The organism is Methylobacterium sp. D54C, assembly GCF_053345595.1.
The window spans coordinates 165,398-186,654 of the sequence record NZ_JBKFAK010000003.1 but is presented as its reverse complement, the minus strand read 5'-3'; the positions used below and the strand labels follow the sequence as shown (position 1 = coordinate 186,654).

27 protein-coding genes are annotated in these 21,257 nt (G+C 71.9%); 14 read left to right on the top strand and 13 right to left on the bottom strand.

From position 1 onward, the window contains the following. Positions 1-48: 48 nt before the first annotated feature. The 3 genes from ACLBYB_RS09975 (at position 49) to ACLBYB_RS09965 (ending at position 1,500) form a co-directional block, all read left to right on the top strand. Positions 49-333, top strand: a complete 285-nt coding sequence (locus ACLBYB_RS09975) for an acylphosphatase (protein ID WP_447698668.1) — start codon at positions 49-51, stop codon at positions 331-333. A 79-nt stretch (positions 334-412) separates the two neighbouring features. Then, entirely contained in the window at positions 413-1,186 is a 774-nt protein-coding gene (locus ACLBYB_RS09970) for a DUF599 domain-containing protein (protein ID WP_020092060.1), read from the top strand. Beyond that, the gene (locus ACLBYB_RS09965) at positions 1,183-1,500 is read left to right on the top strand and encodes a DUF3253 domain-containing protein (RefSeq protein ID WP_427508807.1); all 318 of its coding nucleotides are present in this window, start codon (positions 1,183-1,185) and stop codon (positions 1,498-1,500) included. The genes ACLBYB_RS09970 and ACLBYB_RS09965 overlap by 4 nt, the downstream gene beginning before the upstream one ends. On the opposite strand, the gene ACLBYB_RS09960 is transcribed toward ACLBYB_RS09965, so the two are convergent. The 5 genes from ACLBYB_RS09960 to epmA form a co-directional block, all read right to left on the bottom strand. Next, positions 1,428-2,264, bottom strand: a complete 837-nt coding sequence (locus ACLBYB_RS09960; RefSeq protein WP_447698667.1) for a YdcF family protein — start codon at positions 2,262-2,264, stop codon at positions 1,428-1,430. The genes ACLBYB_RS09965 and ACLBYB_RS09960 overlap by 73 nt on opposite strands. Positions 2,265-2,269: 5 nt before the next feature. Further along, a complete protein-coding gene (locus ACLBYB_RS09955; RefSeq protein WP_447698666.1) occupies positions 2,270-2,920 on the bottom strand; it encodes an RraA family protein in 651 nt (216 codons plus the stop codon). Positions 2,921-3,020: 100 nt separating this feature from the next. Then, entirely contained in the window at positions 3,021-3,632 is a 612-nt protein-coding gene (locus ACLBYB_RS09950) for a glutathione S-transferase family protein (protein ID WP_447681386.1), read from the bottom strand. A 16-nt stretch (positions 3,633-3,648) separates the two neighbouring features. Then, complete coding sequence (locus tag ACLBYB_RS09945) at positions 3,649-4,692, bottom strand: lysine-2,3-aminomutase-like protein (protein ID WP_447698665.1); 1,044 nt, start codon at positions 4,690-4,692, stop codon at positions 3,649-3,651. Continuing rightward, the gene (gene epmA / locus ACLBYB_RS09940) at positions 4,689-5,744 is read right to left on the bottom strand and encodes an EF-P lysine aminoacylase EpmA (RefSeq protein WP_447698664.1); all 1,056 of its coding nucleotides are present in this window, start codon (positions 5,742-5,744) and stop codon (positions 4,689-4,691) included. The genes ACLBYB_RS09945 and epmA overlap by 4 nt, the downstream gene beginning before the upstream one ends. A 191-nt stretch (positions 5,745-5,935) precedes the next feature. Between epmA and efp the strand changes: the two genes are divergently transcribed. Next, positions 5,936-6,559 carry an elongation factor P gene (gene efp, locus ACLBYB_RS09935; protein ID WP_199778764.1) on the top strand — a complete coding sequence of 208 codons (624 nt, stop codon included), beginning with the start codon at positions 5,936-5,938 and terminating at the stop codon, positions 6,557-6,559. 45 nt (positions 6,560-6,604) lie between these two features. Here efp and ACLBYB_RS09930 read toward each other — a convergent pair whose 3' ends face one another. After that, the gene (locus ACLBYB_RS09930; RefSeq protein ID WP_447698663.1) at positions 6,605-7,624 is read right to left on the bottom strand and encodes a heparan-alpha-glucosaminide N-acetyltransferase; all 1,020 of its coding nucleotides are present in this window, start codon (positions 7,622-7,624) and stop codon (positions 6,605-6,607) included. A 353-nt stretch (positions 7,625-7,977) separates the two neighbouring features. On the opposite strand from ACLBYB_RS09930, the gene ACLBYB_RS09925 reads away from it, so the two are divergent. From ACLBYB_RS09925 to ACLBYB_RS09890, 8 genes are all read left to right on the top strand, one after another. Next, positions 7,978-8,583 carry a cold-shock protein gene (locus ACLBYB_RS09925; protein ID WP_042675506.1) on the top strand — a complete coding sequence of 202 codons (606 nt, stop codon included), beginning with the start codon at positions 7,978-7,980 and terminating at the stop codon, positions 8,581-8,583. 150 nt (positions 8,584-8,733) lie between these two features. Further along, positions 8,734-9,228, top strand: coding sequence for a DUF192 domain-containing protein (locus ACLBYB_RS09920; protein ID WP_447698662.1), 495 nt, complete (start codon positions 8,734-8,736; stop codon positions 9,226-9,228). A gap of 121 nt (positions 9,229-9,349) precedes the next feature. Continuing rightward, positions 9,350-9,754 carry a hypothetical protein gene (locus ACLBYB_RS09915; protein WP_020092071.1) on the top strand — a complete coding sequence of 135 codons (405 nt, stop codon included), beginning with the start codon at positions 9,350-9,352 and terminating at the stop codon, positions 9,752-9,754. Between the two features lie 80 nt (positions 9,755-9,834). After that, positions 9,835-10,707, top strand: coding sequence for a dienelactone hydrolase family protein (locus tag ACLBYB_RS09910; RefSeq protein WP_020092072.1), 873 nt, complete (start codon positions 9,835-9,837; stop codon positions 10,705-10,707). A 190-nt stretch (positions 10,708-10,897) separates the two neighbouring features. Then, entirely contained in the window at positions 10,898-11,353 is a 456-nt protein-coding gene (locus tag ACLBYB_RS09905; RefSeq protein ID WP_042675510.1) for a response regulator, read from the top strand. Positions 11,354-11,431: 78 nt separating this feature from the next. Continuing rightward, positions 11,432-11,632, top strand: coding sequence for a hypothetical protein (locus ACLBYB_RS09900; RefSeq protein ID WP_020092074.1), 201 nt, complete (start codon positions 11,432-11,434; stop codon positions 11,630-11,632). Positions 11,633-11,747: 115 nt separating this feature from the next. After that, on the top strand, positions 11,748-12,923 hold the full coding sequence (locus ACLBYB_RS09895) for an alpha/beta hydrolase (protein ID WP_447698661.1): 1,176 nt from the start codon (positions 11,748-11,750) through the stop codon (positions 12,921-12,923). Positions 12,924-12,995: 72 nt separating this feature from the next. Beyond that, on the top strand, positions 12,996-13,196 hold the full coding sequence (locus ACLBYB_RS09890) for a hypothetical protein (RefSeq protein ID WP_020092076.1): 201 nt from the start codon (positions 12,996-12,998) through the stop codon (positions 13,194-13,196). A gap of 3 nt (positions 13,197-13,199) precedes the next feature. Here ACLBYB_RS09890 and ACLBYB_RS09885 read toward each other — a convergent pair whose 3' ends face one another. Genes ACLBYB_RS09885 through ACLBYB_RS09855 form a run of 7 tightly spaced genes read right to left on the bottom strand, consistent with a single transcriptional unit; the run spans position 13,200 to position 18,687 of the window. Next, positions 13,200-14,156 (bottom strand): YncE family protein, encoded by a 957-nt coding sequence (locus tag ACLBYB_RS09885; protein WP_447698660.1) that lies wholly within the window; start codon positions 14,154-14,156, stop codon positions 13,200-13,202. Beyond that, positions 14,153-14,686 carry an SRPBCC family protein gene (locus ACLBYB_RS09880; protein WP_056528820.1) on the bottom strand — a complete coding sequence of 178 codons (534 nt, stop codon included), beginning with the start codon at positions 14,684-14,686 and terminating at the stop codon, positions 14,153-14,155. The genes ACLBYB_RS09885 and ACLBYB_RS09880 overlap by 4 nt, the downstream gene beginning before the upstream one ends. A gap of 21 nt (positions 14,687-14,707) precedes the next feature. Next, positions 14,708-15,298, bottom strand: a complete 591-nt coding sequence (locus ACLBYB_RS09875; RefSeq protein ID WP_447698659.1) for a DUF447 domain-containing protein — start codon at positions 15,296-15,298, stop codon at positions 14,708-14,710. A 4-nt stretch (positions 15,299-15,302) separates the two neighbouring features. Next, complete coding sequence (locus ACLBYB_RS09870) at positions 15,303-16,865, bottom strand: DUF6513 domain-containing protein (RefSeq protein WP_447698658.1); 1,563 nt, start codon at positions 16,863-16,865, stop codon at positions 15,303-15,305. After that, a complete protein-coding gene (locus ACLBYB_RS09865; RefSeq protein WP_447698657.1) occupies positions 16,862-17,437 on the bottom strand; it encodes an amino acid kinase family protein in 576 nt (191 codons plus the stop codon). The genes ACLBYB_RS09870 and ACLBYB_RS09865 overlap by 4 nt, the downstream gene beginning before the upstream one ends. Continuing rightward, a complete protein-coding gene (locus tag ACLBYB_RS09860; RefSeq protein ID WP_447698656.1) occupies positions 17,434-18,135 on the bottom strand; it encodes a (5-formylfuran-3-yl)methyl phosphate synthase in 702 nt (233 codons plus the stop codon). Before ACLBYB_RS09860 ends, ACLBYB_RS09865 begins: the two co-directional genes overlap by 4 nt. Before the next feature lie 27 nt (positions 18,136-18,162). Further along, positions 18,163-18,687, bottom strand: a complete 525-nt coding sequence (locus tag ACLBYB_RS09855; RefSeq protein ID WP_427508820.1) for a DUF3280 domain-containing protein — start codon at positions 18,685-18,687, stop codon at positions 18,163-18,165. Between the two features lie 186 nt (positions 18,688-18,873). Here ACLBYB_RS09855 and ACLBYB_RS09850 point away from each other — a divergent pair, with 186 nt between their 5' ends. Both ACLBYB_RS09850 and ACLBYB_RS09845 read left to right on the top strand, forming a co-directional pair. Beyond that, positions 18,874-20,145, top strand: coding sequence for an ABC transporter substrate-binding protein (locus ACLBYB_RS09850; protein ID WP_447698655.1), 1,272 nt, complete (start codon positions 18,874-18,876; stop codon positions 20,143-20,145). A 121-nt stretch (positions 20,146-20,266) separates the two neighbouring features. Further along, positions 20,267-21,253 (top strand): YVTN family beta-propeller repeat protein, encoded by a 987-nt coding sequence (locus ACLBYB_RS09845; protein ID WP_447698654.1) that lies wholly within the window; start codon positions 20,267-20,269, stop codon positions 21,251-21,253. The last annotated feature ends 4 nt before the right edge of the window (positions 21,254-21,257 follow it).

The following is a 21,257-nucleotide window of genomic DNA, read 5'->3' as shown; positions in this document are numbered from 1 at the left end:
CCGGCCCTCGCCGCCGGCGCGGGCCCATCCAGGCGAGACCGCGCCCGCATGAGCGAGACCCGGACGATCTCCGTCATCGTCACCGGTCGCGTCCAGGGCGTGTCCTACCGGGCCTGGACGCAGTCCGAGGCCCGCGCCCGCGGCCTCGCCGGCTCCGTGCGCAACCGCGACGACGGCACGGTCGAGGCGGTCTTCAGCGGCACGCCGGAGGCCGTGGCGGAGATGGCGGCCCTGTGCCGGTCGGGTCCGCCGGGTGCGCGCGTGACCGACGTGGCCGCGCGGGACGGCGGCGACGTGCCGCGCGGCGGCGAATTCCGGATCCTGCGCGACTGAGATCGCCGCCGCGGGTTCAGCGCGCGCCCGCGGACTGGTATGGCGGACGGCCCCTTCGCGTATCCGCCATCCGGAGACCATGACCGACCTGTCCGCCGGCAGCGCCGCCTTCTCGCATCTCGATCTCGCGGCGCTGCTCTACTTCGTCCTCGCCTGGATCGCCTACGGCCTGTCCGTCGGCCGGCTGCGCGGCAGGATGGTCTCCCTCAGCCAGATCATGAACGGCCACCGGGCCAACTGGGCGCGCCAGGTCATCGGCCGCGACAACCGGGTGGTCGACACGCAGATCAACGCGTCGCTGCAGAACGGCACGGCCTTCTTCGCCTCGACCTCGCTCATCGCGCTGGGTTCCGTCCTGACCCTGTCGCGCTCCGGGGACGACGTCCTGAACCTGTTCGCCACGCTGCCCTTCGGGACGGTGGCCAATCGCCTGACCTGGGAGTTGAAGGTCGCCGGCCTCGCGCTGATCTTCGTCTACGCGTTCTTCAAGTTCGCCTGGGCCTACAGGCTGTTCAATTACACGGCGATCCTGCTGGGCGCCGTGCCGCACAAGGGGTCCGGCACGAGCGACGTCGAGATGCTGCGGGCGGTGCGGCGGCTCGCGGCCATGAACGTCAGCGCCGGGCGACACTTCGCCCGCGGTCAGCGCGCGTTCTTCTTCGCGCTGGCCTATCTCGGCTGGTTCATCAGCCCCTACGTGCTGTTCGTCTCGACGACGGCCGTCGTGATCATCATGTGGCGCCGCCAGTTTGCCTCGGAGATCCGCAAGGCGCTCCTCGAAGCCGGGGAGGGGCCCCACGAGGGACCGCTCGAGGCGCCGCTCCTGTCGCCCGCCGAAGAGGCCCGCACATGACCGACCCACGACCCGACGACGCCGCGATCGAGACGGCGATGCTGCGCCTCGTGGCCGAGCGCGGCGCCGACAAGACCGTCTGCCCCTCGGAGGTCGCCCGCGCCCTCGGCGGCCCGCACCCGGACGGCTGGGGCCCGCTGATGCAGCCGGTGCGCCGGGTCGCGGTGCGGCTCGCCCATGCCGGGCGGATCGCGATCCTGCGGAAGGGGAAGCCCGTCGACCCGGACGATTTCCGCGGGATCTACCGCCTGTCGCTGCCCGCCTCCGGCGCGGCCCCGTCGGGATCCGGGCCCGGCAGCCAGTCCGGCGTGTAGCCGGACAGGCGGTAGGCGACGAGGCCGATCCACTCCTTCACGGCCAGGTCGAACTGGAGCAGCCCGTCCGACGCGAAGCCGTGGAAATGCGCGACGTCGCCCCAGCCGCGAGTCCGGTAATCCACCGGGAAGGCATCCACCGCGAATCCGGCCTGGCGGAAGCAGCCGACCGCCCGGGGCATGTGCCAGGCCGAGGTCACGAGCAGCCAGCGCTCGCCGGGCTTCGGCTGGACCAGGGCCGCCGAGAAGGCGGCGTTCTCGTGGGTATTGCGCGAGCGGTTCTCCAGGATGAGGCGCGTCCGCGGCACGCCGATCACGTCCGCCTGCCGGCTCACGATGTCGGCTTCGGCCATGCCGCCCGCGATGAAGCCGCTGCCGCCGGAGAAGACCAGCCGCGCCGCCGGGTAGCGCCGGGCGAGGTCGGCGAGATAGATCGGCCGCTCGCCGGCATCGTTGACGACGATCTGGCGACGCGCCTCCGAGAGGCCCGTCTCGATGCCGCCGCCCAGCACGATGATCCCGGCCGGGGCCGGCCCGTCTTCCGGATAGGCGGGGAAGCGCTGCTCGAGGGGGATCAGGGCCACGTCCGACAGGGGCGCCAGCCCGGCCGCGCCGAGCAGCAGGGTGCCGAGCAGCGCCAGGCCGAGGCCGACCCTCCGCCACCGCGTCACCGCCGCGACGGCGATCCCGAGCAGGATCGCGAAGATGCAGAAGTTCGACGGGGTGATCAGGAAGAAGATCACCTTCGAGACGGGGAAGAACACGGTGCTCAGGCCGGCTTCGTCTCGGCCTCGAACCGGGCGAGCGCCGCGGCGTCCGGCGGAAGGAGACTCGCGAGGTCGGCGCCGCGCTCGACCTCGCGCTGGATCCAGAGATCGAGGCGCTGCTGCTCGACGGCCTCCAGGGCGACCCGCTCGGCGAGCGCCGCCGGCACGGCGACGAGGCCGCTCAAGTCGCCGACCAGGATATCGCCGGGATGGATGGCGGCGCCGCCGCAGGCGACGCGCTCCTGCGTGCCGACCAGGGCCAGGCCCCCTGTGGCCGCGGCCGGCCGGCACCAGGCGGGGAGGCCGATCTCCTCGGGCAGGGCTGCGTCGGTGATCAGACCGACGGCGCCGCGCTGGGCGAGGCGTGCCGCCAGGATCGCTCCGAAGGGCAGGGCGAGGGCGGAGGCCGCGGCATCGATCACGACCACGGCGCCTTCGGGGACGGCATCGATGGCCGCGGCGAGATCGCCCGCGGCGTCGTCGCGGGCCGGGATCATCCGCATCGTGTAGGCGGGCCCGACCACGGTTCCGCTCCCCCGCGCCGAGAGCCCGTGCGGCGTGCAGGCCTTCACCCCGGCCCGCGCCAGGGCGCGGGCGAGGCTCGCCGGTGTCACGGCGGAGAGCGCGTCGCGCAGGGTCGGGTCGATCGCCATCGGGGGCTCCGTGAAAGGCCGGTCCCGGTCCGGGCGGCGCGGTCGGGGAAGGTGGATCGCGCGGGCGTGCCGGCAAGGCTCCGGGCGCCCGCGGCGGCCGTCAGGCGATGGGCTCACCGAGCGCCCGGGCGGCGCCGGGCCGGGCGGCGATCCGGTCGTACCAGCGCCGCAGCGCCGGGCGCTCGATCCGCTCGGCCGGAAGGTTCAGCCAGCGATGCGCCGCGCAGCCGAGGGCGATGTCGGCGATGCCGAAGCTGTCGCCGACCGCGTAGGTCCGGTCCGCGAGATGGCGGTCGAGGATCTCCGCCATGGCCTCGCTCTTCTTCAGCGATGCGGCGATCAGGCCGCGGTCCGGGTCGGCCGCGCGGTAGAGCTGCCAGAAGGCGTCGCGCATGGCCGGCGTGAAGCTCGTGGCCTGCCAGTCGAGCCACTGCTCCGCGTGGGCGCGCGCCCGGGGGTCAGCCGGCAGGGCCAGGGCCGGGCTCACCGCCGCCAGGTAGCGGAGGATCGCGTTGGATTCCCACAGGACGAAGCCGTCCTCCTCCAAGGTCGGGACGAGGCCGTTCGGGTTCATCGCGCGGTAGCCGGGGTCGTCGACGACCCCGTGGGCGCCGCCGGCCTCGACCCGCTCATACGACAGGCCCGTCTCGTCGAGTCCCCACACCGCCTTCTGCACGTTCACCGAGGTGAGGCGACCCCAAAGCCTGCGCATAATCGAAGAGTCTCCGTCACGCCTTCGGCGGGTAGGCGTGGTCCTGCCCGCCCGGATCGGTCACGCGCACCCCGTCGGTGGTGTCGCGCAGGTAGCCCGGTCCAATCGGCACCTTGCCGTGGCCGCCGGGAATGTCGAGCACGTAGGTCGGCTGGGCGAGGCCGGAGAGGCGGCCGCGCAGGGCGCGCATCAGCGCCTGCCCCTCGGGCACGTCCGTGCGCAGGTGGGCCGTCCCGGGGGCCAAGTCGCCGTGGTGGAGATAGTACGGTTTGATCCGGTTCTCGACGAGGACCCGCATCAGCGCCTCGAGGGTCGCGGCCTCGTCGTTGACGCCGCGCAGGAGCACCGACTGGCTGACCAGGGGAATGCCGGCATCGACCAGGCGGGCGCAGGCGGCGCTGGCGGCGGCGGTGAATTCCCGCGGATGGTTGGCGTGGACGGCGACGAAGACCGCGCGCCCGAACCGCTTGAGCGCTTCGACGAGGGCGTCGGAGACGAGATCGGGCTTCACCACGGGCACGCGCGTGTGGACCCGCATGACCCGGACATGGGGGATGGCGGCGAGGCGCTCCGCGATGGCGCCGAGGCGGCGCGGCGAGAGCGCGAACGGGTCGCCGCCGGTGAGCACCACCTCCCAGATCCGCGGATCCTGCGCAATGTAGGCGAGGGCGGCGTCGAGTTCGGTGTCGGTGAGGGTCCCGAGCCCGTCGGGTCCGACCATCTCCCGGCGGAAGCAGAAGCGGCAGTAGACCGGGCAGATGTGGAGCGGCTTCAGCAGCACGCGATCCGGGTAGCGGTGCACGATCCCCGTCACCGGGGCGTGGGCGGCGTCGCCGATCGGGTCGGCGCGCTCCTCCGGCGTCGCCACGGCTTCCGCGGCGCGGGGCACGAACTGGCGGCCGATCGGGTCGTCGGGGTCCTGCGGGTCGATCAGCTCGGCCATGTCGGACGTCACCGAGACCGCGTAGCGCGCGAGGACGGCGCCGAGGGCCTCGGCCTCCGCCCCCGAGATCAGGCCGGCGGTGAGGAGGTCGTTTGCGCTACGCAGGACCCGGTTCATGGCCGCGTCTCCGCCACGGGAGTCCAGATCACGTCCTCGACCCGGGTAGCCCCGCAGGCCAGCATCGCCAGGCGGTCGAAGCCCAGGGCGACTCCCGACGCCTCCGGCATGACGGCCAGCGCCGCGAGGAACTCGTCGTCGATCGGGTAGCGCTCGCCGTAGACCCGCTGCTTCTCGGCCATCTCGGCCTCGAACCGGCGGCGCTGCTCCGCCGGGTCGGTCAGCTCGCCGAACGCGTTGGCCAGCTCGACGCCGCAGGCGTAGAGCTCGAACCGTTCGGCCACCCGCGGGTCGTGCGGCGCCGGACGGGCGAGGGCGGCCTCGCTGATCGGGTACTCGCACAGGATGGTCGGGCGGCCGAGGCCGAGATGCGGCTCGATCCGCGCGACGAGGACGCGGGAGAACAGGTCGGCCCAGGTATCGTCCGGGGCGACCCGGAGGCCGGAGGCCGCGACGGCGGCGGCCAGAGTCTCGCGGTCCGTCTCGCCGCCCGGCGCGACGCTCGCCAGCAGGTCGATCCCGGCGAAGCGGTCGAAGGCCTCGGCCAGCGTCAGGCGCTCCGGCTCGGCGAAGGGGTCCGTCTCCCGGTCGCGGAAGGTGAAGCGGCGGGCGCCGGCGGTCTCGGCCGCGCCGGCGAGCAGGTCGGCGCAATCCGCCATCAGCGCCGTGTAGGGGGCGCCGGCCCGGTACCACTCGAGCATCGTGAACTCGGGATGGTGCAGCGGCCCGCGCTCGCGGTTTCGGAACACCCTGGCGACGCTGAACAGTCGTGGCTCGCCCGCCGCCAGCAGCTTCTTGCAGGCGAATTCCGGCGAGGTGTGCAGGTACAGGGGCGTCCGGGCGCCGCTCGCTCCGACGGCCTCGGTGGCGAAGGCGGACAGGTGCGCCTCGTTGCCGGGCGAGACCTGCAGGCAGGCGGCCTCGACCTCGACGAAGTCGCGGTCCGCGAACCATGCGCGGAACGCCGCGAGGACGCGGTTGCGCAGGAGCAGCGCCGGGCGCCGGTCGGCGTGGCGGCCGGCCGACCACCAGGGGGAAGCGGATCCGCTCACGACCGGTTTCCGCGCCGGGGCGGGATCGGCCGGCTCCGACGGGCACGCGTCGCGTTCTTAAGCACTCTCATCCTCGGCCCTGACTGGGTCCGGACCGCGGGGACGCGCCGCGGCCGATGCCGGTTGCCATCGACGGTCCGCGCCCGCCCGCTGGCAACCGCGGCGCAGATGCGATAGTGGCGGGGTCCGAGATGCAGCGCCCGCGCTTGGCGCGTGCCGGCCCCCATGTCAATGCAGGACGCAATTCCGTGAAGGTGATCGCCTCAACGCTCCGCAAGGGCAACGTCGTCGAGAAGGACGGCAAGCTCTACGTGATCCTGTTCGCCGAGAACATCCACCCCGGCAAGGGCACCCCGGTGACCCAGCTCGACATGCGCCGGATCACGGACGGCGTGAAGGTGTCCGAGCGCTACCGGACGACCGAGCAGGTCGAGCGCGCCTTCGTGGAGGATCGCGAGCACACCTTCCTCTACAGCGACGGCGAGGGGTTCCACTTCATGAACCCGGAGAACTACGAGCAGATCGCGGTGCCGCAGGACGTGGTCGGCGACGCCGCCCCGTACCTTCAGGAGGGCATGGCGGTGATGCTCTCCGTCCATAACGGCGTCCCGCTGACCATCGAGCTGCCCCAGCGTGTCACGCTCGAGGTCGCCGAGACCGAGCCGGTCCTGAAGGGCCAGACCGCCTCGTCGTCCTACAAGCCCGCGACCCTGTCGAACGGCGTGCGCACGACCGTGCCGCCCCACATCGCCGCCGGCACCCGCGTCGTCGTCATGACGGCCGACGGGTCCTACGTCGAGCGCGCCAAGGACTGATCCGGTCCGCGCCGGCGACCAACCCTGCGAGGTCGGTCGCCGCGTTCAGCGCGCGGATCGCGCGGCGGCCTCCAGGGTGGCGTAGCAGCCCTGCGAGATCGCCTGCGCGCGCAGGCGCTCCGTCCCGCTGAAGGGGCGACCATCCTCCCGGAACAGGTCCTCGCGGAGCAGCGCCTCCGAGGTGCAGCGGGCCGCGATGCGGCAGAGCGGCGGCTCGCCGCCGGTGCGCGCGCAGATCGTCACGTAATCGGCGCGGAACGCCCGCAGCCCGGCGCGCGGATTGGCGCCGACCACCGTGACGAGCCCGGTCAGCAGCGCCAGCAGCAGCGGCTGGTGGATGAGGTAGATCGCGAGGCTGTGCCGGCCCGCGAAGGTGGCGGCGCGGCCGAGCCGCGTGCGCGGCGCCCAGGCTCCCAGCCGCGACCGGGCGAGCCGCGGCAGGGCCAGACGACCCAGGACGATGCCGGCCAGCACCAGCCCGAACCAGGGAAAGAGCGGCACGTAGTCGTTCGTCCGCGGCACCACCGAGCCGAGGCCGAGGAAGAACAGGGCCGGCGCGTCGAGGACGGGCGCGTGCACCACGTGCGGCGCGGCGAGCACGGCCGCGGCCGCGACGGCGGTGACCGGGACCGGCAGGAACAGGAACGGCAGCCCGAGCAGGCTCGAGACGGCGATGCAGTGGAGCACGCCGAAGAACACGAAGGCGTCCGGGAACATGACCCAGGTGCCGAGGGTCACGAGGAGCGCCGCCCCGCCGATCCGCGCGAGCCGCAGCAGCGTCGGTCGAAACCGGACCCCGCGCCCGTTCATCAGCACGAGGCCGATGCCGACCAGGACGAGGAAGGTGCCGGCGATCGCCTCGGCGGCGTGCCGCCCCGTCGGCGTCAGCGCGTAGTTCTCCACGGTCAGCCGCAGGTGACCGAGATCCCAGAGCGTGTGGTAGCTCGCCATCGCCAGCAGGGCGGCCGCCCGCGCCGCGTCGATGACCGGCAGGCGGCGCCGCTGCGAGGCGGGCGCGACCGGGGCGGCGGCGACGGGACGGTCGAGGGTGACGTCAACGGACATGATGGTGCACCCAAACCATGTCGGGGCCGCCCTTTCCATCGCGCCGTGCGACGGACGCTCCGACCGAGCCCGAAGCGGGTGCGTCGGCTCTCGGAAACGTGAACGCCGACGCGGCGTGCGCGGGAGTGCCGGGAGGGAGAGCCGGCATCCGGAAAACCCCTCGGCAGCCCCGACGCTTAAACGCCAGTTTCGCCCGAGCCTGCGACCGATCGACTGTTGCGGCCCCGCCTCCTTGCGCCAAGATTGCAACTTGGCGTCACTGTTCTGCCGGCCAAATGGGCTTCCCGGACATCAGGACTTCGTTAATCTTGCTGGGAGAGCGCGCGGCGTGATTCGGTGTAGGTTGCTCGGCCATGTCTGACGAACGCGGATCCGGGCCGGAGAACCCCGAGCGGGGGATTGTCGCCCGAACCGGCGAACTGGGTCAGCACGAGGATGAGGCGCTCGACCTCGTCGAGGTGGCCGGCCGCATCAAGTGGTTCGACGTCTCCAAGGGTTTCGGATTCATCGTGCCCGACGACGGTGCGCCCGACATCCTGCTCCATGTCACGTGCCTGCGGCGCGACGGCTACCAGGCGGCCAGCGAGGGCGCCCGCATCGTCGTGGAGGCCGTCGAGCGGCCCCGCGGCTGGCAGGCCTTCCGGGTCATCTCCCTCGATCAGGCGACGGCGGTGCATCCCTCCGAGCTGCCGATGCCGCGCACGCACGTCACCGTGACGCCGACCAGCGGGCTCGAGACCGCCGTCGTGAAGTGGTTCAACCGCCTTCGCGGGTTCGGATTCCTGACCCGCGGCGACGGGACGCCGGACATCTTCGTGCACATGGAGACGCTGCGGCGCTACGGGATCGCCGAGCTGAAGCCCGGCGAGTCCGTCCTGGTGCGCTACGGCGATGGCTCGAAGGGCGTGATGGCGGCGGAGGTGCGGCTGATCGACGGGACGATGCCCGCGTCCCATTGAGGCCGCGTTTCCCCGGCCCGGCGTACCCCGTCCTATCTCCTTGTCGAAGCTCGGAAAATCCGGAGCCGGATTCCCCTTCGGCATGTCCTGGTCTATCACCGGGCGACGGGCCTCACGGTCCGCGCGCCATCCCACGAGAGGCATGAGCCTGTGAGATCCCTCCTTCGCACCGCCCGGGCGGCCGCCATCGCCTGCCTCGCCCTGACCGCGATCGCCCCGGCGCCCGCCGTCGTGGCGCAGGAGGCCGCCCGGGCCGCAGCGACCAAGTCGGAGCCGCTGACGATCGTCACGAAGGCCGGGCCGAAGCGCTTCGACGTAGAGGTGATGCGCGACGACGCCGCCCGCGCCCGCGGCCTCATGTTCCGTCGGCACATGGCGGCCGACCACGGCATGCTGTTCGACTTCGAGCAGAACCAGCCCGTCACGATGTGGATGAAGAACACCTACCTGCCGCTCGACATGGTGTTCATCCGGCCCGACGGGACGATCAGCCGGATCGCCGCCGACACCGAGCCGCTCTCCACGGCGATCATCCCGTCGGGCGGCCCGGTCGTGGCGGTGCTCGAGCTGAACGCCGGCACCGCGGCGAAGCTCGGGATCGCCCCGGGCGACCGGATCGAGCACGCCATGTTCAAGGCCCGCTGAGGCGCGCCCGCGCGATTCGCGAACGCACCGGGAACAAGCGCCTTGACCACCGCCGATTTCCGCTCCAGTGTTCTGGCAATGTTCCGGTGCGCCGGAAGGCTGGTTCAGGGCGGAGGACCCGATGGGCGACGCGGCTGAGGTCGAACTGTTCGGCAACGACGATTGGTCGGTGCAGGCGGACGGAATCGAGCACCGCCAGACCGGCTACTTCATCGCCCGCTCCGCGCTCGCGACGCGCCGGGCGGAGGGCCTGTGGGACTGGCCGCTGCAGATGGCCGAGAAGCGCTGGTGCCGGCCGAGCCTGTTCCGCGAGGCGTTCCTCGCCGCTCTCGACCGGTTCGGCATCCCGCGGGACGCCGAGCTGATCCGCTCCTTCGCGCTGGGCTACGGCATCCGCGCCGTGATCTCGCCGGCCGCCGAGACCTTCGTGAGCCTGGGCGACATGCTGAAGCCCCGCGAGATCGCCGAGCCGGCGCGCGCCGCCAGCCCGCGGCCCGTCCGGGCCCTGGCGGCCGCCGGCGCCTGAGGGCCCGGCGACGGCGGCCGATTTGACCCGGGCGGCCGCCCGCGGATAGCCCTCAGCCTCGGAACGAGGGAGAGAGCACGATGGCGGATCACGACCGGGCCGGACTCGACGGGTTGATCACGCCGCCCCTGTCGCGACGGGGCTTCGTGATGACGAGCCTGATGAGCGGGCTGACGCTCGCGACCACCCGCGTCGAGGCCCAGGTGATCCACACCGACAGTGCGGGCATCGAGGCCGGCGAGGTGAAGATCCCGGCCGCGGACGGGCCGATGCCGGCCTACCGCGCGGTTCCGGAGGGCGCCGGCCCGTTCCCGATCGTCCTGGTGATCGAGGAGATCTTCGGCGTCCACGACTACATCAAGGACATCTGCCGCAGGCTCGCGAAGGCCGGCTACTGCGCCGTGGCCCCCGAGCTCTACGCCCGCCAGGGCGACCTCTCGACCATGTCGGATCCGAAGCAGATCATCCGCGACGTCATCGCGAAGACGCCGGACGCGCAGTGGATCGGCGATCTCGACGCGACGGTGGCCTGGGCGGCCTCGGCGGCGAAAGGCGACCCGAACCGCCTCGGCGTCATGGGATGGTGCCGCGGCGGGCGCGCCACGTGGCTCTACGCGGCGCATCGTCGCGACCTGAAGGCGGCCGTCGCTTGGTACGGGCCGGTCGGTGGCGAGCGGACCGACATCCAGCCGCGCACCGCCGGCGACGTGGCGGCCGAGATCCACGCGCCGCTCCTCGCCCTCTACGGCGGGGCCGATACCGGCATCCCCGTGGCGGCGGTCGAGGAGGCGCGCGACCGCGCCAGGGCGGCCGGCAAGAGCGTCGAACTCGTGGTTTACCCGGACGCGCCGCACGGCTTCCACGCGGATTATCGTCCGAGCTACCGCCGCGAGGCGGCGGAGGACGGCTGGAAGCGCGCGCTGGCCTTCCTGAAATCGCACGGCGTCGGCTGAATAGTCGGCCCAGGACGCCCGATCGGGCGCGTTCCGTGGTGGCTGTGTTACCCAAGACACGGCCACAACTTCACAATCGTGCAAGGATCCAAGGAGGATCTGTGCCCGCGCGGGTCTGGCCCTTCGCGGCGCTCGGGCGTTGAACCGATCGAAGCGACCGCCGTTCAGCCCCTGTAGAGTGTCCTGGTCCATGAGCGATTCGGTACAGCCTGGCCAGAAGCCCGTGATCCTCGTCGTGGAGGACCAGCCCGACGAGCGCTTCCTCGCGGCCACGCTGCTGGAGGATACCGGCTTCACGGTGATCGAGGCCGAGACCGCCGATCGCGCCCTGGCGATCCTCAACGATCGCGCGGACGAGGTCAGTGTCGTCTTCTCGGACGTCCGCACGCCCGGACCGATCGGCGGCTTCGAGCTCGCGCGGATCATCGGCGTGACTTGGCCGCGCGTGCGAGTCCTGCTGACCTCGGGCGACGCGGGCGACCAGCCGAGCGACCTGCGCGTCTCGGCGACATTCATCCCGAAGCCGTGGCGCGCCGAAGACATCCTCGCCTGGGTGGAGCAGGCGGCCGGGCGACCCTCGGCCGGGTCGGGACCGTCCGTTATCGGACCGGGCGGCAAAATAATCCCGTCCGGCTTGGAAACCTGAGGCGGCCGCACAGTTGTACGCCACTCCGGAGCGCGCCGCGCCCGGACTTCCGCAGTACAACCGATCCCCGATGCCGCCATGAAGATTGTCGCAACCAACCACGCCGATTCACTCCGACGCCCCGGTTCGCGGGATTCGGCGGAATCCGCCGTTCTCGACACGGTCCGGGAGGGGCTGCTCAGTGTCTACGGCACGGCGGATCGCGACCTGCCGGCGGAATTGGCGGCGCTGGCGCGGCAGCTCGACCGTCCGGGTCCCGCGGGCTGCGGCCCGACCTAGCTTCTGCCGCGGAACCTTGACAGGAGACTGCGCCAGCGGGTCGCCAAGACGAGAGAATCTGCTATTCAGCGCATTCTGACCTGCCGACGCAGTGCGTCTCTCAGTCGAGTCCCGGATGCGTCTCACAGTTCTTCGCGGATCGCTCACCGCCGCCGCGATCATGACCCTGGCCTGTCTCGCGTGCGTTCAGGCGGCGACCCCGCCGGCCCAGCCCGCCGACGGCGCGGGCGGTGTGGGTGACCGCAAGGCGACGGTGACCAAGCGGCTGCTCGGGCGCGGCACGGCCTCGACCTACGCGTTCTACGCCGCGGGCGCGGCCCCCGAGACGGGCCGGCCGGTCGCGATCGTCCTGCACGGGTGGGGCGCGGTCAATCCGCAGAGCTACGGCGGCTGGATCGATCATCTCGCCCGCCAGGGCTGGCTCATCTTGTATCCGCGATTTCAGGAGGTGAACCGGACCCGCCCGGCCGACGCCCCGTCCATCGCGGAATCCCTCGTCAAGGCGGCCCTCACCGAGATCGCGATGGACGGCGAGGCGAAGCCCGACCTCGGCCGCGTCGCGATGATCGGCCACCTCGCCGGGGCTCCGCTCGCCATGGATCTGGCTGCCGCGGCCAAGGCCCAGGGCCTGCCGGTGCCGAAGCTGATCTTCGCGGTGATGCCCGGCGGCATCGCCAGCGGGCCAAAATCCCGCGGCATCGCCCTCACCGACCTGTCGGCGATCGATCCCGCGACGCTGATCGTGACCATGGTCGGCGACAAAGACACGCGGGCCGCCGATCTCGCGGCTAAGCGCCTCCTGCGCGAGGCGAGTGCCGTGCCGCTGGAGCGCAAACTCTTCGTGCGGGCCCTGTCGGACGATCACGGCTTTCCGGCCCTGACGGCGACACTCGCGTCCCCGGCGGGGGTGGACACGGCCTATGACGGCGGCGCCATCAAACCGGGACCGGAGCCGAAGGACGCGACCAAGGACGCGGCGAAGCCGCCGCCATTCCGCTGGTCCGCCGACATGGCGCTGTCCGGCGAGCAGCAGACCCTGGTCTCGCAGATCAACCTCGCCCGGGTCGACGCGCTCGATTATCTCGGTTTCTGGAAGACCTTCGACCTCGCCGCCGCGGCGGCCTTCGCCGGGTCGGATGCGGCGGCGCTGAAGAACAATCCGCGCCTCGCCGACATGGAGCGCTGGAGCGACGGCTGGCCGGTGAAGCGGCTCGCCGTCGAGACGCCGCGGCCCACACCGGCCGCTCAGGCCGGGACTCCGGCGCCCGCACCCACCGGACGCAAGCGCTGAGATCGACGCTGCGACAGCTTGGCCTTGGCGCGCGGCTTGCTAATCTCTCCCCGTTCGACACGGAGGGAGATCATGCCCGAGTTCGTCGCCAGCCTGCTCGCCGCCGCGGCCTTCTGCCTGACGTTGCTCGCGCTGAACGCGCTGACACGGCTGCTGATCCAGGCGCATATCGCCCCCTCGGATCTCGGCGAGACCGGCTTCCTGCAGGTCGGCGGCGCACTCCTGATGGCCCGGGCGGCCTACCGGCGCGCGCCCCAGCGCCGACCGGGCTGACGCTCAGCGCAGGAAAGCGCCGAACGAGCGCGGGCCGTTGCCCGTCGGGATGGTCTTCAGCACCTTGAGCGTCTTCGAATCGAGCACACTCAGCGTGTTGTCGCCCCAGTTGGCGACGTAGAGGCGTCCGTCGGGATCGGCGGCGATCCCCTCCGGGTGGTCGCCGACATCGACGTCGGCGATCGGCTTGAGCGTGGCGAGGTCGAACGCCGTGACGCTGCCGGCATACTGGTCCGTCACGAAGCCGCGCCCGCCGGCGAGGGCGATGACGTAGGGCCGGCGGCCGGTCGGGATGCGGCCGATCTCGCGCCCCGTCTTCAGATCCAGCACCGAGACGTCGTCGCCGGTCACGTTGGCTGTGTAGGCGCGCCCCGCCGCGGCATCGAGCGTGATTCCGAACGGATGCTGCCCCACCGGGATGACCTTGGTCTCCCGCCGGGTCGCGGCGTCCACGACCGAGACCGTGTCGCCCTCGCGATTGGCGACGTAGAGCGTCGCTCCGTCGGGGCTGACGGCGATCCCTGAGGGTGAGGCGCCGACCGCGATCACGCCGTCCGGCACCAGGGTGCCGTCGCGCTCGATCAGCACGAACAGGCGGTGCCCGTACCAATCGGCCACGTAGACCGTTCCGCCCCGCGGGTCGGAAGCGACGCCGAGCGGGCCGCCGGGCAGCGGCACCTCCGACAGGACCTTGCCGGCGTCGAGGTCGAGGATCGCGAGGCCGTGCCCCTCCGGGCGCGTGACGTAGGCCCGCCGGCGATCGGGCGACAGGGCGATCCCAGCCGGGGCCCCGTCGACGGGGATGCGGCGCACCACCGTCCCGGCGGCCAGATCGACGATCTCGACCGCGCCGCCGAGTTGGGCGGTGACGACGGCCTCCCGGGCCGGTTCGGCACGGGAGGCCGTCGCCACGAGGACGAGGCCGGCGGCGAGGGCCGCGCGGCCCCGGGCCGGGCTCACGAGCCCTTCTCGACCTTGGCCTTCAGGTTGGCGAGGCTCGCCTTGATCCAGTCGCCGACGCCCTTCTCGGAGGCCTCGTCGTTCAGATCCGGCGGCGGGTCGTTGTTCATGTAGCCGCGATAGAAGGCCGCCTTCCACTCAACCTTCGACTTGGCGTTGCCCTCGGGCTCGACCGTGATCGTCGCCGAGTAGTCGTTCGCCGGAAGATCCTTCACATCGACCTTGTCGATGTAGTAGGAGAACATCTTGTCCTCGGGCTTGTACTTGTTGCTGGTCTCGGAAATCTGATTGCCGTTCTTGAGCGTCAGCACGCGCTTGAACTTGCCGGCCGGGTCGCCGTTGAGTTCCGTCTTGGTGACGTTCTGCATCCAGTCGGCGTTCTTCAGGTCGCCGACCACGGCCCAGACCTTGTCGGCGGGGGCGTTGATCTCGATCGACTCGGTGATCTTGCGCCGGGTCGGGCCGTGGGCCTGCGCGGTCGCCGCCACCAGGGCCGCCGTGGCCGCCAGGGCCAGGGTGATTTTCTTCATCTTGTCCTTCTCCTCCCGCCCTCAGCGGTCGTCGCGATCGAGGACGCGCGCCTCGGGGCCGAGGGCCGCCGCGACCTTGTCCTCGATCCAACCCCAGGCCTCGCGCTCGCGCGGTCCCGCGGTCTTGCCAATGGCGATGGCGAGGTAGGCCATCTCCGTCAACACCTTCTCGGGCTCCAGCATGTGGAGCCGGGTCGAAAGAATGGCGGCCTCGAGGACCGCCGCCTGCGCGCGGTTGAAGCCGATGAACGGCGCGTGCGCGGCGCTGTGGACCATCCGGCCCCGGAAGCGCGGCCGGCTCTCGTGGGCTTCGACGGAGGCGACCGCGAATTCCGCGTGGCCGAAACTGTCGGCGAGGCGGCGGCCCTCGATCGCCGCGCACGGCAGCGTCGGCCACTCGCGCCGGCCCGTCACCGCGCCGGCGATCACGCGGATGTCGCGCGGGCTCGAGGCCGCGAAGCAGGGATTGGCCTCCAGGTTGACGATCGTCGGCGATGGCCGGAACGGCGCGAGGACGTAGCCCTCATCCTCGCCGATCAGCCCGAACGGGACGAGGTGCAGCTCGCCCGCCGGGGACAGGGTGGTGACGATGGTCTCGAGGATCAGCGGCATGGCCTCACGCCTTGTCGGCGGGGACGAGGCGCCCGCAGACCAGCTTCGACGGCGGATCCTGCGGGCGCTCGGGCGCGACCGCGGCGCGCGCCGCGGCCTCCGGGACGGTCTCGGGCTGGCTCGCGTCCGCTTCGGGCCCGGCCAGGCGCGCGTCGCGGGTCCCGGGCGGGGGCGCGTCGGGTCCGGAATGGCGGGTGTGGCCGGCCTTCTTGAAGGCGGTAGCATCCTCGACGTCGGCGTCGGCCGCGCAGCCCCAGTCGAGGGCCTCGTCCTGAACGTAGCGCTTGCCGAGGCGCCACGCCGTCTCGGCCTTGGCGAGTTCGGCGCCGAGATAGAAGGCGTGGGCGCCGTCGCTCGCCACGTCGAGGTCGGGGAAGAAGGCCATCGCGTCGGTGCCGACCCTGTGGATGTCGCGGTTGTAGAGGTGGATCCCGTCCTCGGCGATCACGATCCGGTAATTCGGGTCGCGCACCTCGGCGGCGGCCTGGGCGATCTCGTCGGCGGTCTGCACGAACGGGCGCTTGTCGTGAAGGGCGAGGAGCGCCCGGCCGTAGCCCTTCGGCAGCGCCGAATCGGCCTTGGCCGCGTACATGACCCGCCGGGCGGCGTCGTGCTCCTCGACGGTGCGGCGGGTGTGGTTGGAGACCTGCACGATCAGCACGTTGCGGATCGACAGCTCCGAGCACATCCCGACGAGCAGCGCCGTGACGCCCAGGGAATCGGCCTCGGTCAGCTCGGTGAGGTTGCCGGTACCCATCATCATGTCGATCTCGGGCCAGCGGGCGCGGGTGTCGCGGTAACGCGCGATCGAGTCGACGAAGCCGTGGTGGATCGGCTCGAGGATCGGGTCGGCCAGGAACGGCCGCCCCGCCTTGAGCATGCGCTCGATCGCACGATCGAGGGAGGGCAGGTCGTCCGGCCGCATCGGCACGAGGATCGGCATCGCGTCGGTCTCGAAGGCGAGATCGAGGGTCTCCTCGTTCAGGCTCAGCAGAAAGTCGGCGCCGGCGCCGGCGCCCCGGACCAGTTCCTCGCGGGAGAAGGAATCGACGCTGACCCTCAGGCCGGCGCCCTTCAGCGCCCGCACGGAATCCTCGAGGTGCGGGAACGGGGTATCGGGCAGGCCGCCGAGATCGATGACGTCCGCGCCGCGCCCGGCGAGATCGAGCCCCTTGGCGAGGATCTGGTCGACGCTCATCTTCGACGCGTCCACGATCTCCGAGAAGATCCGGAGGTCGTGCCGGGACAGGTCGACCTTGCGGGCGGTCAGGCCGAGCCAGGCCGGCAGGTCGACCACCTCGTCGGGTCCGCGCTCCACCGGGACGCCGAAATGCGCCGCGAGGTGCTCGGGATTGGCCCGGCACCGGCCCGGCAGGACGATCCGCGTGGCGCCCTCGGGCAGCACGACCCGCCGGCGGATGATCTCCTCGGTCATCAGCGCCGCGACCTTCACGCCGGCATCCGCGATGCTCCAGTGGAGGGTCGGCGGGAGCCCCGCCGCGACCTTCTCGAGCCGCGCCCGGGCGAGGCGGCCGGTGACGAAGACGATGTGCTCGGCGGTGCTCACGCGGCGGCCCTCGTCTCGACGGCGATGCGGCGGTGCGGTCCCCAGACCTCGATCGTCCCCCCGAAACCGGCCGCGAAGCCCGGGAAGGCAGCGTCCACGATCCGGTCCCGCGCCAGCGCGGCGGGGTCGAGGCCCGGCGGCGCGTCGACGGATTTCACCAGGACGCAGCGCTCCGCCCCGACCCGCGCCGCGAGCCAGAGGGCGAGGCTGTCCGAGGTTACGTCCCAGGTCTCCGAAATGTCCGGGTGACCGGCTCGGAGAGTGCGCGGGTTCCAAACCCGTATCCGCGCGGGCGCGGCCTCAGCCCAGGGCTCCAGGCTCTGCACCAGCCGCGGCTCGATCCCGCGGAAGATGCCGGCCGCGTCGCCCATGGCGTCGAGCGCCCGGCGATGGGCCTCGGCGTCGCCGAAGCGCTCCCGCGCCTGCGCGGCCCGGACGGCGTCCGCGAAGGCGCCGCCGCCCGGCACCACGATGCAGCGCCCGTGAGCGCCGTCGCCGATCGCCTCCAGCAGGGCGCGGCGGCGATGCGGATCCGCCTCAAGGCTGCCGCCGATCTTGATGACGCTCGTCACGCCGCGTCCTGCCGGCTCGGCCGCAGGGCGCGCAGGGCCTCGGTCACGCGCAGGGGATCGATGCCGTTGCGGCGGTCGAAGTCCCGGCACAGGCCGCCGCGGAAGCCGAGGTAATCCGGCCGGTGCGCGCAGAGGCCGGGGATGTCGATGACCCGCAGCGACCCAGCGAGGCCGCTCATCAGGCCGTTCGCCCGGCAGGCGGTGGTGAAGGCCGAGAGGTCCGAGGGCGCGGCGAGGTCGGGCAGGCGGGCGCCGGTCTTGCCGGCGGTGTCGATCATAGCGCCCGCGAAGCCAGCCGCCGCCAGGGCGGGCACATGCGGGGCCGCCGGCCCGTCCTCGGCGAACAGCACGGCGATCAGCCGGCCCGGCGCGGCCGCGACGCGATCGGCCAGCGTCGCCGCGTCCCGGATCTCGGCAGGACGTAGACCGACCTTCACCCAGTCGACGCCGGTCCGGGCCAGGGCGGCGACGGATCCGGCCGCCGGATCGGCCACCGCGCTCGTCGCGGCACCGCCGGACACGCGGGCGACGATCTCCCGCACGACGTCCTCGTCCAGGGCGCCGAGCGCCCCGCGCTCCGGGTCCTTGGCGTCGATCAGGTCGGCGCCGGCGAGGCGGGCTGCCTCGGCCTCGGCCGGATCGCGAACGCTGACGAGGAGCCGGGGCAGGGGGTCTTGCTGGATGGTGGACGCGGGCACGAAACACTCGAACTTGAACGGGCCGTCTCAGGACTTCCCGGGCAGCGGCTCGGCGAGCAGGCGGTTCTTGACCACCCAACGCATCGCGTGCGCCCAGGTATCGTCGGTGTCGGCCCGGATCGTCACCTGCCCGCCGCGCACCACCTTGCCGGTATCGGCTTCGGCGATCGCGACGCTCAGGTTGAAGATCTGGCCGGACCCCTTCTCCACATAACCGGTCACGACGAGATCCGCACCCAGGCTCTTGGCGATGTCGGCAGCGCAGCCGTTGCATTTGTAGAGCGGCCCCTCCTTGGCCACGACGTCGGCCTTGGGCGCGGTATCGACGATCTCCAGACCGGCCTTGTCGCGCAGGGCATTGCGCAACTCGTCGGTGACGAGGGCGAGCTTCCGGGCGTCCACCGGCCGCGTCCGGGATCCGTAGGCGGCACCGGGATCGAACAGCTCGACCGGGAAGACGGCGGCCTTCTCGGCGGCGCCGGCCGCACCGGGCAGGGCGGTCCACAGGACGACGCCGCAGGCAAGCGCGGCGCGGAGAGACGTGTGGCGCATCGGCGGGAGCTTCCTCTCGAGGCGTGCGACCGCCCGAGGCGGCGGCATCGTTCCCGCCATAGGTCGGGCGAAGGGACAATTTGGCAATGTACTTCCGCGCCCGCCTAACCCACGACGGTAACGTGAACGTCGGGACGAGACGCCGCGGTTGAGCGGCCTGAGCGGAAGCTGATAGAGGCCGCGCGCATGCACCATCCTGCACCCGACACGGCCCTCCGGCGCAAGACGCGCCCGTCCTGGCTGCGCGCGGCCGCCGTCGCGCTCGCCATGGCCCCGGCGGCGGCGCGGGCCGAGGACCCGGTGCCGGCCGCGGCGGCGCAGCCGGCCCAGGCCGCCGCTCCGCAGGCGCTCGAGACCCATGTCGGCCTGATCTACCGGCTGCAGCCTGCCCCGTCCTCGTATGATGCCGAGGCGGCGCCGGAGGACGAGGGCCTGGCCGGTGCCAAGATGGGCATCGCCGACAACAACACCACCGGCCGCTTCACCAAGCAGACCTACGTCCTGGACGAAGTCGCCCTGACCGACGACAAGCCGGACGCCGTGGCGGCGGCCAAGGAGCTGATCGGCAAGGGCGTGCGCTACCTGGTCCTGGCGCTCCCCGCCGACGCGGTTCTGGCCGTGGCCGACGCCGTCAAGGACACGGGCGCGGTCGTGCTCAACGCGGGGGCGCCCGACGATCGTCTGCGCGGAGCCGAGTGCCGGGTCAACGTGTTCCACATCCTGCCGTCGCGGGCGATGCTCACCGACGCGCTGGCGCAGTACCTGACCGTGATGCGCTGGCGGAAGCTCTTCCTGATCGTCGGCCCGACCGACGCCGACAAGGCCTACGCCGACGCGATGCGCAACTCGGCGCGGAAGTTCGCGCTGAAGATCACCGCCGAGAAGCCCTGGACCTTCGGCCCCCTCGCCAAGGCGCGCGGCGACACGCCGACCCGCGCCGAGGCGATGGTCTTCACCCGGGGCCTCGACTACGACATGGCCATCGTGGCCGACGAGGAGGGCGACTGGGGCGACTACGTGCCCTACCGCACGGTCGATCCGCGCCCCGTCGGCGGCACGCAGGCGCTGACGCCGACGACCTGGTCCCCCGTGCTGGAGACCTGGGGCGCCGCGCAGGCCCAGAACCGGTTCCGGCGGCTCGCCTCCCGGCTGATGCGCCCGCTGGACTATCAGGTCTGGGCCGCGGTGCGGACGGTGGGCGAGGCCGTGACGGCCAAGAAGACCAACGACCCGGCCGTGATCGCCCCGTACCTCGTCGAGCCCGCCTTCACGCTGCCGGCCTACAAGGGCGTGCCGCTGAGCTTCCGGCCCTGGGACCACCAGCTCCGGCAGGCGATCATCGTGGTACAGCCGAAGGCGCTGGTCTCCGTCGCGCCCGAGCAGGGTTTCCTGCACCAGCGCACGCCCCTCGACACGCTGGGCGTCGACCTCCCCGAGACCACCTGCAAGTTCAAGTGAACCCGCGGCCTGCGGCGATGGCGAGCGGCCAAGGCCCTCGCAACGCGCGGAAATCGCACTACAAACGTCCCCCGAGAACGTCCGCCCAGGGCGCCGGGCCGTCACAAGGGAAGGAAACCGTATGAGCCGCCGCGTCGTCGAGGCATGTCTGCGTGGGGTCGCCCTCGGTGCGTGGTTCGCCCTGTGCGGGCCGGCCGCCGCCTTCACCGCCTACGTGACGAACGAGAAGGGCAACTCGGTCAGCGTCATCGACACCAACACGATGGCGGTGACGGCGACGTGGAAGGTCGGGCGGCGCCCGCGCGGTGTGACCGTCTCCAAGGATGGCAAGGAGCTGTTCGTCTGCGCGAGCGACGACGACCGGATCGACGTGCTCGACACCAGTTCCGGAAAGGTGGTGCGCTCGCTGCGCTCCGGGCCGGATCCGGAGCAGTTCATCCTCGACGCCTCCGGGAACCCGCTCTACGTGGCCAACGAGGACGACAGCCAGGTCACGATCATCGACATCGAGAAGAACAAGGTGCTCGCCGAGGTACCGGTGGGCGTCGAGCCGGAGGGGATGGGCCTGTCGCCGGACGGGAAGATCCTCGTCAACACCTCCGAGACGACCAACATGGCCCACTTCATCGATACGAAGACATTCCAGGTCATCGACAACGTGCTGGTCGACGCCCGGCCGCGCTTCGCCGAGTTCACCGCCGACGGCAAGTTCCTGTGGGTCTCGGCGGAGGTCGGCGGCACGGTGAGCGTGATTGACGTCGCCCAGCGCCGCGTGATCAGGAAGATCACCTTCAAGATCCCGGGCGTGAACGACGAGGCGATCCAGCCGGTGGGCATCCGGATCACCAAGGACGGATCCAAGGCCTTCGTGGCCCTCGGGCCGGCGAACCGCGTCGCCGTGATCGACGCCAAGACCTACGCGGTCGAGAAGTACCTGCCGGTCGGCCAGCGGGTCTGGCAGCTCGCCTTCACGCCTGACCAGAAGCAGCTCTTCACCACGAACGGCACCTCCAACGACGTCTCGGTGATCGACGTGGCCGCCGAGAAGGTGGTGAAGAGCATCCCGGTCGGGCTCCTGCCTTGGGGCGTGGCGATCTCGCCGAACTAATCCG

What these genes read in the sequence shown, in the direction of transcription:
- ACLBYB_RS09975 (WP_447698668.1), top strand. Translation starts at nt 49, where the DNA reads ATGAGCGAGACCCGGACGATCTCCGTCATCGTCACCGGTCGCGTCCAG.
- ACLBYB_RS09875 (WP_447698659.1), bottom strand. Translation starts at nt 15,298, where the DNA reads ATGCCGCTGATCCTCGAGACCATCGTCACCACCCTGTCCCCGGCGGGC.
- ACLBYB_RS09925 (WP_042675506.1), top strand. Translation starts at nt 7,978, where the DNA reads ATGTCTGACGAACGCGGATCCGGGCCGGAGAACCCCGAGCGGGGGATT.
- ACLBYB_RS09910 (WP_020092072.1), top strand. Translation starts at nt 9,835, where the DNA reads ATGGCGGATCACGACCGGGCCGGACTCGACGGGTTGATCACGCCGCCC.
- ACLBYB_RS09970 (WP_020092060.1), top strand. Translation starts at nt 413, where the DNA reads ATGACCGACCTGTCCGCCGGCAGCGCCGCCTTCTCGCATCTCGATCTC.
- efp (WP_199778764.1), top strand. Translation starts at nt 5,936, where the DNA reads ATGCAGCGCCCGCGCTTGGCGCGTGCCGGCCCCCATGTCAATGCAGGA.
- ACLBYB_RS09890 (WP_020092076.1), top strand. Translation starts at nt 12,996, where the DNA reads ATGCCCGAGTTCGTCGCCAGCCTGCTCGCCGCCGCGGCCTTCTGCCTG.
- ACLBYB_RS09915 (WP_020092071.1), top strand. Translation starts at nt 9,350, where the DNA reads ATGGGCGACGCGGCTGAGGTCGAACTGTTCGGCAACGACGATTGGTCG.
- ACLBYB_RS09950 (WP_447681386.1), bottom strand. Translation starts at nt 3,632, where the DNA reads ATGCGCAGGCTTTGGGGTCGCCTCACCTCGGTGAACGTGCAGAAGGCG.
- ACLBYB_RS09965 (WP_427508807.1), top strand. Translation starts at nt 1,183, where the DNA reads ATGACCGACCCACGACCCGACGACGCCGCGATCGAGACGGCGATGCTG.
- ACLBYB_RS09945 (WP_447698665.1), bottom strand. Translation starts at nt 4,692, where the DNA reads ATGAACCGGGTCCTGCGTAGCGCAAACGACCTCCTCACCGCCGGCCTG.
- ACLBYB_RS09955 (WP_447698666.1), bottom strand. Translation starts at nt 2,920, where the DNA reads ATGGCGATCGACCCGACCCTGCGCGACGCGCTCTCCGCCGTGACACCG.
- ACLBYB_RS09850 (WP_447698655.1), top strand. Translation starts at nt 18,874, where the DNA reads ATGCACCATCCTGCACCCGACACGGCCCTCCGGCGCAAGACGCGCCCG.
- ACLBYB_RS09880 (WP_056528820.1), bottom strand. Translation starts at nt 14,686, where the DNA reads ATGAAGAAAATCACCCTGGCCCTGGCGGCCACGGCGGCCCTGGTGGCG.
- ACLBYB_RS09855 (WP_427508820.1), bottom strand. Translation starts at nt 18,687, where the DNA reads ATGCGCCACACGTCTCTCCGCGCCGCGCTTGCCTGCGGCGTCGTCCTG.
- ACLBYB_RS09905 (WP_042675510.1), top strand. Translation starts at nt 10,898, where the DNA reads ATGAGCGATTCGGTACAGCCTGGCCAGAAGCCCGTGATCCTCGTCGTG.
- ACLBYB_RS09845 (WP_447698654.1), top strand. Translation starts at nt 20,267, where the DNA reads ATGAGCCGCCGCGTCGTCGAGGCATGTCTGCGTGGGGTCGCCCTCGGT.
- ACLBYB_RS09930 (WP_447698663.1), bottom strand. Translation starts at nt 7,624, where the DNA reads ATGTCCGTTGACGTCACCCTCGACCGTCCCGTCGCCGCCGCCCCGGTC.
- ACLBYB_RS09900 (WP_020092074.1), top strand. Translation starts at nt 11,432, where the DNA reads ATGAAGATTGTCGCAACCAACCACGCCGATTCACTCCGACGCCCCGGT.
- ACLBYB_RS09895 (WP_447698661.1), top strand. Translation starts at nt 11,748, where the DNA reads ATGCGTCTCACAGTTCTTCGCGGATCGCTCACCGCCGCCGCGATCATG.